The organism is Pseudomonadota bacterium, from assembly GCA_034660915.1.
Classification (GTDB): domain Bacteria; phylum Desulfobacterota; class Anaeroferrophillalia; order Anaeroferrophillales; family Anaeroferrophillaceae; genus DQWO01.
Genome location: JAYEKE010000063.1, coordinates 1 through 16,628, shown reverse-complemented (window position 1 = coordinate 16,628; position 16,628 = coordinate 1). Strand labels below are relative to the sequence as shown.

At 51.6% G+C, this 16,628-nt stretch carries 14 protein-coding genes; 13 read left to right on the top strand and 1 reads right to left on the bottom strand.

The features are described 5' to 3' along the window. The coding region (locus U9P07_03800) for a DUF4198 domain-containing protein (GenBank protein MEA2108522.1) at positions 1-556 on the bottom strand (556 nt) is incomplete at its 3' end. Positions 557-992: 436 nt separating this feature from the next. Between U9P07_03800 and U9P07_03795 the strand changes: the two genes are divergently transcribed. The 13 genes from U9P07_03795 to U9P07_03735 form a co-directional block, all read left to right on the top strand. Continuing rightward, a complete protein-coding gene (locus tag U9P07_03795) occupies positions 993-1,466 on the top strand; it encodes a transcriptional repressor (protein ID MEA2108521.1) in 474 nt (157 codons plus the stop codon). Between the two features lie 112 nt (positions 1,467-1,578). Then, a complete protein-coding gene (katG, locus tag U9P07_03790) occupies positions 1,579-3,798 on the top strand; it encodes a catalase/peroxidase HPI (protein ID MEA2108520.1) in 2,220 nt (739 codons plus the stop codon). A 79-nt stretch (positions 3,799-3,877) separates the two neighbouring features. Next, a complete protein-coding gene (locus U9P07_03785) occupies positions 3,878-4,390 on the top strand; it encodes a YeeE/YedE thiosulfate transporter family protein (GenBank protein ID MEA2108519.1) in 513 nt (170 codons plus the stop codon). A gap of 2 nt (positions 4,391-4,392) precedes the next feature. Next, positions 4,393-4,920: a DUF6691 family protein gene (locus U9P07_03780; GenBank protein ID MEA2108518.1), complete on the top strand. Its 528-nt coding sequence runs from the start codon at positions 4,393-4,395 to the stop codon at positions 4,918-4,920. Positions 4,921-5,263: 343 nt separating this feature from the next. Continuing rightward, a complete protein-coding gene (locus U9P07_03775) occupies positions 5,264-6,094 on the top strand; it encodes a DUF2797 domain-containing protein (protein ID MEA2108517.1) in 831 nt (276 codons plus the stop codon). Between the two features lie 154 nt (positions 6,095-6,248). Further along, entirely contained in the window at positions 6,249-7,169 is a 921-nt protein-coding gene (locus U9P07_03770) for a DMT family transporter (GenBank protein MEA2108516.1), read from the top strand. Continuing rightward, complete coding sequence (locus tag U9P07_03765; GenBank protein MEA2108515.1) at positions 7,166-8,296, top strand: MFS transporter; 1,131 nt, start codon at positions 7,166-7,168, stop codon at positions 8,294-8,296. The genes U9P07_03770 and U9P07_03765 overlap by 4 nt, the downstream gene beginning before the upstream one ends. A 40-nt stretch (positions 8,297-8,336) precedes the next feature. Further along, positions 8,337-10,988, top strand: a complete 2,652-nt coding sequence (pepN, locus tag U9P07_03760; GenBank protein ID MEA2108514.1) for an aminopeptidase N — start codon at positions 8,337-8,339, stop codon at positions 10,986-10,988. Positions 10,989-11,055: 67 nt separating this feature from the next. Beyond that, positions 11,056-11,316: a BrnT family toxin gene (locus tag U9P07_03755; protein MEA2108513.1), complete on the top strand. Its 261-nt coding sequence runs from the start codon at positions 11,056-11,058 to the stop codon at positions 11,314-11,316. Then, positions 11,306-11,533, top strand: coding sequence for a CopG family transcriptional regulator (locus tag U9P07_03750; protein ID MEA2108512.1), 228 nt, complete (start codon positions 11,306-11,308; stop codon positions 11,531-11,533). Before U9P07_03755 ends, U9P07_03750 begins: the two co-directional genes overlap by 11 nt. A gap of 102 nt (positions 11,534-11,635) precedes the next feature. Then, a complete protein-coding gene (locus tag U9P07_03745; protein ID MEA2108511.1) occupies positions 11,636-13,984 on the top strand; it encodes a DEAD/DEAH box helicase family protein in 2,349 nt (782 codons plus the stop codon). Further along, complete coding sequence (locus tag U9P07_03740) at positions 13,981-15,459, top strand: class I SAM-dependent DNA methyltransferase (GenBank protein ID MEA2108510.1); 1,479 nt, start codon at positions 13,981-13,983, stop codon at positions 15,457-15,459. Before U9P07_03745 ends, U9P07_03740 begins: the two co-directional genes overlap by 4 nt. A gap of 3 nt (positions 15,460-15,462) precedes the next feature. Then, on the top strand, positions 15,463-16,628 hold a 1,166-nt coding region (locus U9P07_03735), incomplete at its 3' end, for a restriction endonuclease subunit S (GenBank protein MEA2108509.1).

The window sequence follows — 16,628 nt, the reverse complement described above, 5'->3', positions numbered from 1 at the left end:
TATAATATTCTACTTCTACCTTGGCAAAAGGTACGGGCTTGCCATCCAGTTTTACTATCCCCTGGAAAACATTGCCGGCATAGAGACCATAAGGTTTGGCCAGTGGAACAATCTCGGTTTTCAGGCCGATTTCTTCATCCCAGCCCTCGTCATCGCCGAAAGCCGTTACCACGGTCTTGGTGTAATGGATGATGAAACAATCTTCAGCCGGTTCCCAGTAGGGTTTTGGTTCCATGTAAAAGGCATAAACTCCCGGCCTTTTGATCTGATAGTCAATCTGCCAGGCAGTGTGTTTCATGACTTTGGTTCTGGTGAGTGAATTGGTCAGGTCATGTTTCCGCCCGGCGGTGACAACGCTGAATTTCGGTTTTGTCAGTTCCATTCCGTGGCCTTCAAAGGGATGAGAGAAGGAAAGGGTCAGGCGCACTGTTCGTGGATCCGCCTGCATGATCATGGAATCCGAGGGAATAAGCATGCCGAAATGGGCCAGACAAATTCCGGCGGTTAAAAAAATCAACAGGGCGAATGAGATGGCGGCGGCAGCTATTTTTTTCATTTGATTCTTCCTATGCAAAAAAAAACCACGAGGGTTACAGACCTTCACGGTCATGATACCTTCGTGGTATTTTTCAGCAATTACTATTTGTTATTCAGAAAAATATGTTTTCAGCCTGCGAGCTTCTGCCCGGAAATTTTCATAATTCAATAACGCAAACGCCTGGGAATGTCAATCTGAAAAAATCTTGACAGGATTTTCTGCTGCGGATAGCGATCAGAGAAAAATTGCTGATTATATTTATGGAGCCGATAGATGGAAATAAAATCTCCTGGAGATCATAAAGTCATAAAAAAGTATTTCCCCTTTCTGCGTCTGGGGGTGCAGGGTGTCTTTGCGTTTTTCTGCCTGCCGGTTGGCTGAAAAATGCTTGACAGATTCTTTGTTGCAGGATATCTAGTAGATAATAATAATTACTGAAAAGTGAAAAATTAAGATGATGAAAAGTTCATCCACTCTGGATGTCAAGATGATGAATGATCTTCTCGCTGAGTTTGAGTCGGTTTGCCATCGAATTGATCTTCGGCTTACCCATCAGCGCCGTGAGATATATCGCCTCCTGCTTAATGCCGATGATCATCCTTCGGCGGAAACTCTCTATGAGAGGCTGCGTCAAGAGATGCCTACCATTTCTTTGGACACCGTCTACCGGAATCTTCATACTTTGGAAGCTCATGATCTTATCGTGAGAGTTCCAACTGGTAAAAGCCAGGCCCGTTTTGAGGCCAGGAGAATGAAACATCATCATCTTATATGCAGCCGCTGTGGTGAAATTACCGATATGCAATGGCAGGCTTTTGACAACAGTGAACTTCCTGGTTATGCTTCTTCCTGGGGGCAAGTGACAGAGAAGCAGGTAATCATGACTGGGGTTTGTAACAAATGTCTGCAAAAGGAACGAACCCCGTGAGTGTTTTTTTTGCCTATTATATAGTAACTAATCCTATATAATAATAACAATAAAATAGTAATAATAATTTTTTAGCTGTACAAATCCAAACCTGAAAAAAAGGAGAACGAAGATGAATGAAGAAAGCAAGTGTCCGGTAACGGGCAGATCTAGCAGTGACGTAGCCAGCCGTAGCACGTCAAACCGAGACTGGTGGCCGAACCAGTTGAACCTTAACATTCTGCACCAGCATTCATCCAAGTCCAATCCAATGGGCGAGGAATTCAACTACGCTGAAGAATTCAAGAAACTTGATCTGGACGTCCTGAAGAAGGACATATATGCGCTGATGACCGACTCGCAGGACTGGTGGCCGGCGGACTATGGTCACTACGGGGGGCTCTTCATCCGGATGGCGTGGCACAGCGCCGGCACCTACCGCATGGGCGACGGCCGCGGCGGGGCAGGTTCCGGCAATCAACGCTTGGCGCCTCTCAACAGCTGGCCCGACAACGTGAACCTTGACAAGGCGCGCCGTCTGCTCTGGCCGATCAAACAGAAATATGGCAACAAGATCTCCTGGGCCGATCTGATGATCCTCGCCGGCAACTGCGCGATGGAATCGATGGGATTCAAGACCTTCGGCTTCGGCGGCGGGCGCGAGGACATCTGGGAGCCGGAAGAGGACGTCTACTGGGGTTCCGAGGAAGAATGGCTGGCTACAAGCGACATGCCCAAGAGCCGTTATTCCGGTGACCGGGATCTCGAAAACCCCCTGGCGGCCGTTCAGATGGGCCTGATCTACGTGAACCCGGAAGGCCCGGACGGTGAGCCGGATGCTCTCGCGTCGGGCCGCGACGTTCGCGAGACCTTCGCCCGCATGGCCATGAACGACGAGGAGACCGTTGCCCTGGTCGCCGGCGGTCACACCTTCGGCAAATGTCATGGTGCTGGTGATGCAGCGCATGTCGGTCCGGAACCGGAAGCTGCATCCATCGAGGAACAGGGGCTCGGCTGGAAGAGCAGCCACGGCAGCGGCAAGGGGGGTGACACGATCAGCAGCGGCTTGGAGGGTGCCTGGACGCCGAAACCGACCCAGTGGGATATGGGTTATTTCGACATACTGTTCAAATATGACTGGAATCTGGTGAAAAGCCCTGCCGGTGCCTACCAATGGGTTCCGGTCAATCCGGATGAAAAGGATCTCGCGCCTGCCGCTCACGATCCGGCGAAGCGGGTTACGACCATGATGACCACGGCAGACCTCTCGCTGAGGATGGATCCGATTTATAAGGCGATTGCGAAGCGGTTCCACGAGAACCCGGAGGAATTTGCGGACGCGTTTGCCCGGGCGTGGTTCAAGCTGACCCACCGCGACATGGGCCCCCGCTCGCGCTATCTTGGCCCGGAAGTACCGGCCGAGGAACTGATCTGGCAGGATCCGGTGCCCGCAGTCGATCATGAGTTGATCGACGCGCAGGATATCGCCGACCTCAAGGGCAAGATTCTGGCTTCGGGCCTTTCTGTCTCCCAACTGGTCTCGACGGCTTGGGCTTCGGCGTCCACGTTCCGCGGTTCTGACAAGCGCGGCGGGGCGAACGGGGCGCGCATTCGCCTCGCGCCGCAAAAGGGTTGGGAGGTCAACCAGCCCGAGCAACTTGAGGCTGTGCTGCAGGCCCTTGAGGGAATCCAACAGGAGTTCAACGCCGCGCAGTCCGGCGGGAAAAAGGTATCCCTTGCGGATCTCATCGTTCTGGGTGGTTGCGCCGCTGTCGAAAAAGCTGCCAAGGACGCCGGTCACGATGTAAACGTTCCCTTCACGCCGGGACGCACGGATGCGTCGGAGGAACAGACCGACGTGGTGTCGTTTCACGTACTCGAACCGAAGGCGGACGGGTTCCGTAACTACCTCAAAGCTAAATATGCCGTATCGGCAGAGGAAATGTTGGTTGATAAGGCGCAGTTGCTGACCCTGACTGCTCCTGAAATGACGGTTCTGGTCGGTGGCATGCGCGTCTTGAATGCCAACTTCGGGCAGTCCCCGCACGGTGTCTTTACCCGGCAGCCCGAGACGCTCACCAACGACTTTTTCGTGAATCTGCTCGATATGAGCACGACGTGGAAGGCAACCTCGGAAGATGAACAGGTGTTCGAGGGTCGTGATCGCAAGAGTGGCGAACTCAAGTGGACCGGTACCCGTATCGATCTCATCTTCGGTTCGAACTCCCAACTCCGGGCCTTGGCGGAAGTCTACGGATGTGAGAACTCCCAGGAGAAGTTCCTGCATGACTTTGTAGCGGTGTGGAATAAAGTAATGAACCTTGACCGTTTCGATTTGGAGGTGCCTTCCTGAAAAATGAAACGAGAAATTTCCAAGAAAGTTATGGACGAAGTTGCCATATATTGTTAGAAAAGAATAATGGAGAGGGGTCATGAAAGATAATGATCAAGGTTGGAGTCCCTACGTAGCCGGTGCGCTGAGCGGACTGCTCATTGTTTTTTCCGTGCTGATTGCTGGAAAATACTTTGGCGCTTCCACCGCTTTTGTGCGCTCGGCCGGGATGCTGGAAAAAATTGTTTTGCCCGAGCATGTGGAGAAGGTGGCCTATTTTGTCAAAAAAAGTCCAAAAATTGACTGGCAGTGGATGTTTGTCATCGGGATTCTGGTCGGTGCTTTTATTTCTGCGATAAGTTCCGCCACCTTTAAAGTCCAGGCAACGCCGACCATGTGGCAGAGCCGCTTTGGCAATAGCATCGGTAAACGTTTTCTGGTGGCTTTTGTCGGCGGAGTCATTGCCATGTTCGGGGCTCGTCTTGCCGGTGGCTGACCCAGCGGGCATGGGCTGAGCGGTTCGCTGCAGCTTTCGGTAAGCGGTTTTATCGCGGTTGTCTGTTTTTTTGCCGGTGGGATTGTTGTTGCCCGCCTGATCTATGGCAGGAGCTGATCATGAAGATGCTTGTCTATGGTTTGATTACCGGTATTATCTTTGGGGTTTTGCTCCAAAAAGCCAGGGTATTGCGCTATGATAAACAGGTAGGTGCCATGCGGCTGCAGGATATGACAATTGTCAAATTCATGTTTTCCGCTATTCTGGTGGGCACGGTGGGCATCTACCTGCTCCTGGATATGGGTATGGTCAGTTTATCGGTCAAGCCGACCATCCTGGGGGCCAATATCATCGGTGGCTTAATCTTCGGGGCTGGCTGGGGATTATTGGGTTATTGCCCCGGTACTGCACTGGGAGCCCTGGGAGAAGGTCGTCTGGACGCCTTGGCAGGTATTGTCGGCATGCTGGTGGGGGCGGTGTTGTTTGCCGAAGCCTACCCAATGTTGAAAAAAACGGTCTTCACCTGGGGAAATTATGGCAAAATTACCCTGCCTCAGGTTTTTGGTGTCAATCATTGGCTGTTCATCATCGTTTTCATCGGTTGTGGATTTGCCCTCTTTTTCTTTTTTGAGCGACGAAGGTTGTAATTACAATAATAGATTCAAATCGTAGTGTTGACCATAGCGTCCGGGCGCCACATATGTGGCGCCCTTTTATTGAGATTGTCGGGAAATTGTCAGCTTTTTTCTATGGCTTCGGCCTTGAGTTCTTTTCTAAGGATTTTGCCGGTGGCAGTCATTGGCAGGGATTTACGGATATTCACCACCCGGGGATATTTATAGGCGGCCATCTGCTATTTTGACCAGGTGATAATTTCATCCGGCTGTCATGCGGTTTGACCTTTCGGGAAATATTGTGCTACGAAAAAGGTATGAATAGGGTAGAAAAAAGAAAAAAATTATACCGGAACGCCCTTAAGCAGGCCTGAATATGAGCCTGATTTCTGGAAACCTGGCCAAAATGGTCAGCAGACTTGATAACCCTGTTTCCTATCAGCTTCCGGCAGGGACGATATCGGTCCCCTTGAATCAGTATATTGGCCAACCGTTGAGCATCAATTTTACCGGCCGGATAAACTGTATTGCCTGCGGACGGCTGATTAAGAAAAGTTTTCAGCAGGGTTACTGCTTTCCCTGTGTGCGGAAACTGGCAGTCTGTGATATCTGCATGGTGAAGCCGGAAAAGTGCCATTATGCCGCCGGTACCTGCCGGGAACCAGCCTGGGGTGAAGCCCACTGCCTGCAGGACCATTATGTCTACCTGGCCAACACCTCCGGGGTGAAAGTTGGAATTACCCGGCTTTCCCAGGTTCCCACCCGCTGGATTGACCAGGGAGCAGTCCAGGCCCTGCCTCTCTATCGGGTAAAAGAGCGCCTGATATCCGGTCTGCTGGAGGTGCGGCTGAAAGAAGAATTGAGTGACCGTACCGACTGGCGGCGTATGCTTTGTGGTGATCCGGAGATTGTTGATTTGCCGGCGATTGCCAAAACACTGCATGAACGTTTTGCCGCTGATATTGCTGATTTGCGGAAACTTTTTGGTGAGGATTCAGTTACCTTCATGGATGGCGCAAGTCCTGTAGACATTACCTATCCTGTTTCCCGTTATCCTGAAAAGATAAGTGCCTATAATCTTGACAAAACCCCGGAAATCAGTGATGTACTGCTGGGAATTAAAGGCCAATACCTGATTTTCGCCGGTGGGGTACTCAATGTCCGCAAGTATGGCGGTTATTTTGTCGAGCTGACCACAGGCGAATAAATTGTAAATATTCTGGTACTTCCAAATTGTCTCGATGTGAGGACAGAATTTAATTCTGTCCCCGTGCGAAGCACCCCAAGGGCACTTCCTCGCTGTCGCTCAGGGCGTAAGCGAAACAAAGGTGCAAACCAGTGCGACAAGCAGGCGAAACATTTTGAAAAAACTTTTTCCATTTTTATGCCTTATCCTGGCGGCCTTATGCTGGGGTGCTAATTTCGTTGTTGGTCGGGCGCTTAATAATGATATTCCCCCCCTGGCTTTCAATTTCTGGCGCTGGACCATAGCGCTGGTTTTTCTGCTGCCATTAAGCGGTTTCAAAGTGTGGCAATATCGGCGGATTGTCCGCCGGCATCTGCCTTTGACCATCATGCTGGCAGCGACCGGAGTGGCCGGGTTCAACAGCCTGATTTATACCGCCCTGCATTCAACCACCGCCATTAATGCCGCCCTGATGATTTCTACGGTTCCCTTGCAGGTGCCGGCGATTTCCTATGTTTTTTTCAAAACCCCATTGACCGGCCGGCAGGCGCTGAGCACAGCCGTATCCATGTTGGGAGCCCTGGTGGTCATCGCCCACGGTAAGTTGGCACATATCCTGGCCCTTGATTTTTCCGTCGGTGACCTGCTGGTTTTAACCGCGGCTTTTTTCTGGTCGCTCTATACCGCCTTTTATCACCGGCGCCCCCGGGAAATTCCCCCGCTTGATTTTCTGGTTATCATCTCCTTGCTGGGGGTGTTGATGCTCCTGCCTTTTTACCTTCATGAACTTGCTACTGTCGGCGGTTTTCCCCTCAATAAAATCAATATCACTGCCATCCTTTACGTGGCGCTTTTTGCTTCCGTCATTGCCTTCATTGCCTGGAATCACGGGGTTGTGCAAATCGGGGCGAATAAAGCCGGACTTTTTATCCATTGCCTGCCGGTATTCAGCGCTATCCTGGCGGTTATCTTTCTCCATGAAAAACTGTATCCTTATCACATGGTCGGAATTGCTTTTGTTGTTTTGGGTATTGTCCTGTCGTCGCGATCGGGGATCCGTGCCGTACCGGTTTCCGGTAAAAATGGGATGAGATGAAAACTGTCTCTGCCAAGCCCATGTACCGTTACCTGATCGTTTTGACCATTGCTTCGGCGGTGGGGTTGCAGGCCTGGCGGACCTTGTTCAACAACTTCGCGGTGGAAACCGTCGGTCTGAATGGCGCCCAGGTGGGGATTATCCAGTCGGTGCGGGAAATTCCCGGTTTCCTGGCCCTGCTTACCGTTTATTTTATCCTGATTATCAAAGAACATCATCTTTCGGCACTGTCGATTCTTTTCCTGGGGCTGGGGGTAGCGCTTACCGGTTGCCTGCCGACCTACAGCGGCATTATCATCACCACCCTGATTATGAGCTCCGGGTTTCACTATTACGAAACCACCAATCAGTCTTTGACCCTGCAGTATTTTGATAAAACCAGATCCCCCCTGGTTTTCGGCCGCCAACGCCGCTATGCCGCCCTGGCCAATATTGCCGTCGGGGTTTTCATTTATCTTGCCCAGCCCTTTTTCAGCTATAAACAGCTTTACCTGTTGATCGGTATTTTGCTTGCCGCGGTGGCGCTCTGGGGGTTTTCCCGGAAGCCGGTTGATGAAACTTTGCCAGTGCAGCATAAAAAGATGATCCTGCGGCAGAAATACTGGCTTTTTTATTTTTTAACCTTTATGGCCGGTGCCCGTCGGCAGATTTTCATTGCTTTTGCGGTTTTCCTGCTGGTGAAAGTTTTCCATTTCTCTCTGCGCGAAGTGGCGATTCTTTTTCTGATCAATAATATCATCAATTTTTATCTCAGTCCCCTGATTGCCAGGGCCATCATCAGCTTTGGCGAAAGAAAAGTGCTTTCGCTTGAATATGCCAGCCTTGTACTGATTTTTATCGGCTACGCCCTGGTGCAGAGCAAGTTGCTGGCTGCCGGACTTTATATCCTGGATCATATTTTTTTTAATTTTGCCATTGCCATCCGTACTTATTTTCAGAAAATCGGCGCGCCTCGGGATATTGCCCCCAGCATGGCGGTGGGTTTTACCATTAATCACCTGGCCGCCGTGGTGCTGCCGGCCCTCGGCGGACTTATCTGGATGGTCGACTACCGTCTGGTCTTCATCGCCGGTGCAGCCATGAGCATGGTGTCCCTGGCTGCGGTCCAGCTGATCAAAACGCCCTGAGTATGGGCACATAATACCTATTTATTGGAGATTGACAACCATGACGACAGACCTTAGCCCAAAAACCATCTACCGGCAGGACTACCAGCCACCGGTTTTCATCATTGACCAGGTGGATTTGACTTTTGATCTGGCCGAAGAAAATACCGTGGTGACCGCCAAAATGATGATCCGCCGGAATCCAAATTCCAATCAACCTTCAGCCACCCTGGTACTGGACGGCCGAGAGCTTGATCTGCGGTCGGTGTCCCTTGATGGTCGGCACTTGCCTGCCGTCGATTACCAGGTGGATGAAGAATCCCTGACTATTACAAAAGTGCCGGATGCCTTCGAGTTGCAGTTGGTGACCCATATCAATCCCCGGGCCAATACTGCCCTGGAAGGGCTTTATCTATCCAGCGGCAATTTTTGTACTCAGTGTGAGGCCGAGGGTTTTCGCAAAATCACCTATTATCTTGATCGTCCCGATGTTCTCTCCCGGTTTCGGACCACTATTCGTGCCGATCGCCACCGCTACCCGATCCTGTTGTCCAACGGTAACCTGGTGGATCATGGTGAGCTGGCGGACGACCGCCATTTCACCACCTGGGAAGATCCTTTTAACAAGCCCTGCTATCTTTTTGCTTTGGTGGCCGGTAATCTGGTGGAAATTCGGGATGATTTTACCACCATGTCCGGCAGAAATATTTCCCTTCATATCTATGTGGAAGCCCGTAATTGCCAAAAATGCGCCCATGCCATGCGGTCGCTGGAAAAAGCCATGCGCTGGGATGAAGAGACCTATGGCCTGGAATATGACCTGGATCGCTATATGATTGTGGCGGTGGATGATTTCAACATGGGGGCGATGGAAAACAAGGGCCTGAATGTTTTTAATTCAAAGTATGTACTGGCCGAGCCGGAGACGGCCACCGATGCTGATTTCCAGGCCATCGAAGGGGTGATTGCCCATGAATATTTCCACAACTGGACCGGCGACCGGGTGACCTGCCGGGACTGGTTCCAGCTGAGTCTCAAGGAAGGGCTGACGGTTTTTCGCGACCAGGAATTCTCCGCCTCGGTGATCGGTCGGGCAGTGAAAAGGATTGAGGAGGTGCGGATTTTGCGCAACGCCCAGTTTCCCGAGGACCGCGGTCCGCTGGCCCATCCGGTGCGTCCGGATTCCTACGTCGAAATCAACAACTTTTACACGGTGACGGTGTACAACAAGGGTGCCGAAGTCATCCGGATGATTCAGACCTTGATCGGTCCGGAGTTGTTCCGCCGCGGCCTGCGTCTTTATCTCCAGCGCCATGATGGCCAGGCGGCCACCATCGAGGATTTTGTCGCCGCCATGGCCGAGGTTAGTGGCCGGGATTTTTCAATTTTCCGTCGTTGGTACAGCCAGGCGGGAACCCCGGAGCTTAAGGTGCGGACTGTCTATGATTCCCGGAATAAAACTTTTACCATAAACCTGCGGCAAAGTTGTCTCCCCACCCCGGGTCAGGAGAAAAAAGAACCTTTTCTGCTGCCGGTGGTGGTCGGCCTGTTGGATCGCCAGGGGCAGTCTCTGCCTTTGCAGCTGGCCGGTGAAGCGAAACCCGTGGCTGGTGATTCTCTGGTGTTGGAATGCGTTAAAGCTGAATCTTCCTTTCAGTTTATCAATGTAGCGTCGGAGCCGGTGCTTTCCTGCCTGCGGGAATTTTCCGCTCCGGTAATTCTGGATATTGATTGCAGTGATGCCGATCTGGCCTTTCTGCTGGCCCATGATCCGGATGAATTCAATCGTTGGGAGGCGGGCCAGCAGCTGGCCGTAAAAATCATGCTGCGCTTATTGACGGATATTGAACATGGCCGTGAGCTGGTGCTGGACAAAATATTTTCTGAAGCCGTTATCATGGCGTTTACTGATGAGCGGGTGGACCCGGCTCTGCGGTCGCTGACCGTTACCATGCCGACCGAAACCTACCTGGGAGAACAGTTGGAGCAGATAAATCCTGCAGCCGTTCACCGGGTGCGGGAATTTGTCCTCAGGCAGCTGGCCCTTGTCGGCGGCGAAAAATGGCTGGAGATTTATCGGCAGATGGCGGATGAGGGATCTTATTCCCTGGACCCTGCCGCCATGGCCCGTCGCCAGCTGAAAAATGTTTCTCTTGCTTACCTGATGAAAGGGGATGATCGTGAAAAACAGGAGCTGGCCGTTCGCCAGTATCGGGAAGCCGGCAATATGACCGATGTGCTGGCGGCTTTGACCTGTCTGGCAAACAGCGACCATCCTCAGCGTCAGCCGTCCCTCGATGATTTTTACCGGCGCTGGCATCATGATCCACTGGTGTTGGACAAGTGGTTTGCCATCCAGGCGGCTTCCAGCCGTCCGGACACCCTGGGAAAGGTCCGGGAACTTTTACGGCATCCGGATTTCACCCTTGACAATCCCAACCGGGTCCGGTCTCTGGTTGGGGTCTTCAGCCAAGGCAATCCGGCGGCTTTCCATGCGGCGGACGGCGGCGGTTATGCCTTCCTCAGTGACCAGGTCCTGAAGCTGGATTCCCGCAACCCCCAGATTGCCGCCCGGCTGCTGACCGCCATGACCTGCTGGCGACGCTACGATGAGTCCCGCCGGCAGCTGATGCGCGCCCAGCTTGAGCGGATTGCAAATACAACGGGCATTTCCAAAAACGTCTATGAAATCAGCACCAAGAGCCTGGCGTGATCAGGATGGAAAATTTCCGTAGTTTATTGATTGACAATATATACCTTTCAGGTATAATATTTATATCATGAAATATGAATTTGACCCCGCAAAATCAAAAATCAACAATAAGAAGCATGGGATTGATTTTATCGAAGTCCAGGCGCTTTGGGACGATCCCGATTTATTAGAAATTCCGGCAAGAACAACGGATGAACAGCGGTTTTTAGTTGTTGGAAAGATCGCCGAAAAACGCTGGTCGGGAGTTATTACCTATCGTGGTGAGAATATCAGGATTATCGCTGTGCGCCGGGCGAGAGATGAGGAGATTGAGATCTATGAAAGCTGAAGACTTCGACAAAAAATTTGATCAGGGAAAGAGTGTGCTGGAGTATCTGGATATGGCAAAAGCCAGACGTTCTGGATTGGAGCAAAAAAGGGTTAATGTCGATTTCCCTCTCTGGATGATTCATTCCCTGGATAAGGAGGCCAAACGCCTCGGCGTTCCCCGACAATCCATTATCAAGGTCTGGCTGGCGGAGAGGTTGCAGCAGGTCTCATCCTGATATTTTCGGAAAAACCGGGACAGAATTATTTTCCAGGAGAGGCAAGTCGAAAAGGTAGTCCGGTTTTTACCCCTTTTGGTAAAAGCCTCTTGGAGGTTTGTTTTGGACAGCATCAATAAAAAGGAACTCAGCGAAAGCGATATCTGTGATCTGTTCATTACTCCGGCAGTGAAGAATGCCGGCTGGGATCAGACAAGGCAGATGCGGCGCGAGGTGACTCTCACCCCCGGCCCTGTTGTTGTCCGGGGCAACATGTCGGCCCGCAATAAGAAAAAGAAAAAGTTTGCCGACTATGTCCTTTCCTGGGAGCCCGGGATTCCCCTTGCGGTTATCGAGGCCAAGGATAACAATCATATTGTCAGCCATGGCATGCAGCAGGCCCTGGGGTATGCTGAAATCCTGGCGGTGCCCAGCGCTTTCAGTTCCAACGGCGACGCCTTCGCCTCACACAATAAAGTTTCCGCTCCCGGCGAAGATATCGAAACTCAGTTTCCGCTTGAACAGTTTCCCGCACCACAAATTCTCTGGCAGCGCTACAAAGCATATCGCGGCATTGAAGAAACGGCGGAAGAGCTGGTTTTGCAGCCCTATCACGCAGACAGCTCCGGCAAGAAGCCGCGCTATTATCAGGTCGAGGCGGTCAACCGGGTGGTTGAGGCGGTTGCCAGGGGTCGGAAGCGCGTGTTGCTGGTCATGGCCACCGGCACCGGCAAGACCTACACTACCTTTCAAATCATCTGGCGGCTCTGGAAAGCCAAAGCGGTCCGGAGGGTTCTTTTCCTGGTTGATCGCAATATTCTCGCCGACCAGACTCTGGTCAATGATTTCAAGCCTTTTGGCCCGGTGATGACCAAGGTTAAAAAACGCCGGATTGATCCGGCCTACGAAATCCAGCTGGCCCTCTACCAGGCCATCACCGGACCGGCCGAAGACGATAAAATCTTTAAAAGCGTCTCTCCCGATTTTTTCGACTTGATTATTATCGACGAGTGCCACCGGGGCAGCGCCGCCGAAGATTCCGCCTGGCGTGAAATCCTGGAATATTTTTCCGGCGCCATTCAACTGGGCATGACCGCTACCCCCAAAGAAACCAAATATGTTTCCAATCTCACCTATTTTGGTGATCCGGTCTACAGTTACAGCCTGAAACAGGGGATTGAAGATGGTTTTCTCGCCCCCTACAAAGTTGTTCGCATCGATATCGATAAAGACCTCTATGGCTGGACTCCGCCTCGCGGCATGATTGATGACCTTGGCCGTGAGATCGAAACCCGCACCTACAATCAGCAGGATATGGACCGCATCCTGGTTCTCAACCAGCGTACCAAACTGGTTGCCGGGCGGGTCATACAGTTTCTGACCGCCACGGACCCCTTTGCCAAGACCATCATCTTCTGTGAAGATATCGACCACGCCGAACGGATGCGGGTGGCCATCATCAATGCTGCCGGCAAGCTGGCTATCGATAATCCTCGCTATATCGTCCGCATCACCGGCGACAGTGTCGAAGGTAAGGCCGAGCTTGACAATTTCATCGATCCCGAGAGCCGCTTTCCGGTCATTGCCACCACCTCGGATCTTTTAACCACCGGCGTCGATGCCAAAACCTGCAAGCTTATTGTTCTGGATAAAACCATCAACTCGATGACCACCTTCAAACAGATCATCGGCCGGGGGACGCGCATCGAAGAAGAGTACCATAAATATTTTTTCACCATTATGGATTTCAAAAAAGCCACCGAGCTGTTTCGGGATGTGGAGTTTGATGGCGAGCCGGTCGTTATCTATGAACCTGGCCCTGATGACGATCCCGTTCCCCCCGATCCTGACGGCCCTGGCGACGACGATGAAGATGACGATGGTGATAGTGAAAGTGGCTATAAAATTGTCGTCAGCGGCGTCCCGGCCAGTATTATTGCCGAACGGATTGAATATATCGGTCCCGATGGCTATCTGATGACCGAATCATATCGTGATTTCAGCCGCAAACAGATTCAATCAGCCTTCACGTCCCTGGATGAATTTCTTCGCCGCTGGAACAGCGCCGAAAAGAAGCAGGCGATTATTGCCCTGCTCGAAGATCACGGCATCGTCTTCGACAATCTTGCTGAAATCGTCGGCAAAGACTACGGCGCCTTTGATCTCATCTGCCATATTGCCTACGATCAGCCGCCGCTCACCCGCAGGGAGCGGACCGAAAAGGTTAAGAAACGCGATTATTTCAGCCGCTACGGCGAACAGGCCAAAGCGGTCTTAAACGCCCTGCTGGATAAATACGCCGATGAAGGGGTCTCACCGCTCGAAAATGCCAAAGTGCTCAAGCTCAAACCCTTCAGCGATATGGGAACGCCAATGGAAATTATCAACCAGGCTTTCGGCGGCAAGAACCATTACGAAAACGCCGTCCGGGAGCTGGAAAAGGAACTTTTTAATCGGGAGCAGTCCGCGTGAGCAACGTTTCCGGGATTATCAAATCCATTCAGGACATAATGCGCAAAGATGTCGGTGTCGATGGCGACGCCCAGCGTATCAGCCAGCTGGTCTGGATGTTTTTCCTGAAAATTTTCGACGACCGGGAAGCTGAGCTAGAACTGCTCGAAGATGATTATCACTCGCCGCTGCCCGAAGATCTGCGCTGGCGATCCTGGGCCAAAGATCCCGAAGGCATGACCGGTGATGAGCTCGCCGATTTCGTCAATATGAAACTTTTCCCCGCCCTGAAAAATGAACTTGATATCCAGGGGCTGGACGGCAAGCGCGCCCTGGTTGTCCGCGACCTTTTTGAAGATGCCTACAACTACATGAAGTCCGGCACTCTGATGCGCCAGGTGATCAATAAAATCTGCGAGATCGACTTTAACACCCGGCAGGATCGCCATACCTTCGGCAATATCTACGAACAGATTCTCAAAGACCTGCAAAGTGCCGGCAATGCCGGTGAATTCTATACCCCCCGCGCCGTGACCCAATTTATTGTCAATCGGGTCAATCCGCAATTAGACGAAACTGTTCTCGATCCGGCCTGCGGCACCGGCGGCTTCCTTGCCTGTGCCATTGAGCATAAACGCCAATGTTACGTCAAAACCGCGACCGACGAAGAAACCTTGCAGGCTTCCATTCACGGCGTCGAAAAAAAATCCCTGCCCCATATGCTCTGCGTCACCAACATGATCCTCCACGGTATTGATACTCCCATCAATATCAAGCATGACAATACCTTGAGCCGACCTTTGCGGGATTATACCAACAAAGATCGGGTCAATGTTATCGTCACCAATCCGCCTTTTGGTGGTATGGAGGAAGACGGTATCGAAAACAATTTTCCGGCGACCTTCCGTACCCGGGAAACCGCCGATCTTTTTATGACCCTGATTATCCATCTCCTCAAAGCCCGGGGCCGGGCAGCCGTTGTTCTCCCTGACGGTTTTTTCTTTGGCGAAGGCATGAAAACCCGGCTCAAGGAAAAACTCCTGGCTGAGTGCAACCTCCACACCATCGTCCGCCTGCCTAACGGCGTTTTTAGCCCCTATACCGGCATCAAAACCAACCTCCTCTTTTTTACCAAAGGCGAGCCCACCAAAGCTATCTGGTATTACGAACACCCCTATCCGGAAGGCGCCAAAAGCTACAACAAAACCAAGCCCATGCGTTTTGAGGAATTCCAGACCGAAATCGACTGGTGGGGCCGCGAGGTCGATAATTTTGCCGCCCGGAAAGAAACCGAACGGGCCTGGAAAGTTACCATCGATGAGATCAAGGCCCGCAACTACAACCTCGACATCAAAAATCCTCACGTCAGCGACCAGCTCAACCACGATCCCGACGAACTCCTGGAAAAATATGCCAAACAGCAGCAGGAAATCCAAAACCTCCGCGACCAGCTCAAAACCATCCTGGCCGAGGCCCTGAATGGTGGAGACGTCTGAAAAATGACCTGCCTGATCACCGAACATCTCGATATCTGGACCAATTCCCGGGAGCCGAAAAAGACCGGCGGCCGGGGCCGGGGAAAAAAGACGAACGGCTACAGCTTGTACGGCATCAAAAAACTCCGCGAATTGATCCTGGAGCTTGCCGTCCGGGGCAAACTTGTCCCCCAAGATCCCAACGACGAACCCGCCTCGGAACTGTTGAAAAAAATCGCCCAAGAGAAAGCCCGGCTGATCAAAGCAGGCAAAATCAAAAAACAGAAGAAATTGCCGGAGATTACGGAGGATGAAAAGCCTTTTGAGTTGCCGGCGGGGTGGGAGTGGGCGAGATTAGGCTCTATATCTCAAATTAACCCCAGAAACGAAGCTGAAGTTAATTTGAAAGCCTCATTTATTCCGATGCCTCTTATATCTATTTCACATACAGGCGAACATGGTCAAGAGACAAAAGCATGGGGTGAAATTAAAAAAGGGTATACCCATTTTGCGGATGGTGATATTGGCGTTGCAAAAATCACCCCTTGCTTTGAAAATAGTAAGGCAGTTGTACTTTCTGGATTAAAGAATGGTATTGGTGCAGGGACGACGGAGCTCCATATTGCAAGACCTTTTGGTTCCACTTTGGTTTCACGTTATGTATTGTTGTTCTTGAAAGCGCCTATGTTTTTGCATGCAGGTGAGACTAAGATGACCGGTACTGCTGGTCAAAAGCGCGTGCCAAAAGAGTTTTTTTCGGAAACACCTTTGCCCTTGCCACCGCTTGCTGAACAATCCCGCATCGTCGCCAAAGTCGATGAACTGATGGCCCTTTGTGACCAACTGGAAAAGCAACAAACCGACAGCAATACCACCCACCAAACCTTGCTGGAAACCCTGCTCGCTACCCTCACCAATGCCGTCGACCACGACGAATTTACCCATGCCTGGCAACGCCTTGCCAACCACTTCGACCTTCTGTTTACCACTGAGCAGAGCATCGACCAACTCAAACAAACCATCCTCCAACTCGCCGTCATGGGCAAACTCGTCCCCCAAAATCCTGACGATGAACCCGCCAGCGTTCTACTAGAAAAAATTGCCGAAGAAAAAGATCGGTTGATTAAAGAAGGAAAAATTAAAAAACAGAAAAAGCTGCCGGAGATTACGGAGGAGGAAAAGCCGTTTGA

Bases quoted from the DNA above. Each gene is read 5' to 3' on its own strand.
- U9P07_03795 (MEA2108521.1), top strand. From the start codon at position 993: ATGATGAAAAGTTCATCCACTCTGGATGTCAAGATGATGAATGATCTT.
- pepN (MEA2108514.1), top strand. From the start codon at position 8,337: ATGACGACAGACCTTAGCCCAAAAACCATCTACCGGCAGGACTACCAG.
- U9P07_03750 (MEA2108512.1), top strand. From the start codon at position 11,306: ATGAAAGCTGAAGACTTCGACAAAAAATTTGATCAGGGAAAGAGTGTG.
- U9P07_03775 (MEA2108517.1), top strand. From the start codon at position 5,264: ATGAGCCTGATTTCTGGAAACCTGGCCAAAATGGTCAGCAGACTTGAT.
- U9P07_03765 (MEA2108515.1), top strand. From the start codon at position 7,166: ATGAAAACTGTCTCTGCCAAGCCCATGTACCGTTACCTGATCGTTTTG.
- U9P07_03755 (MEA2108513.1), top strand. From the start codon at position 11,056: ATGAAATATGAATTTGACCCCGCAAAATCAAAAATCAACAATAAGAAG.
- U9P07_03780 (MEA2108518.1), top strand. From the start codon at position 4,393: ATGAAGATGCTTGTCTATGGTTTGATTACCGGTATTATCTTTGGGGTT.
- katG (MEA2108520.1), top strand. From the start codon at position 1,579: ATGAATGAAGAAAGCAAGTGTCCGGTAACGGGCAGATCTAGCAGTGAC.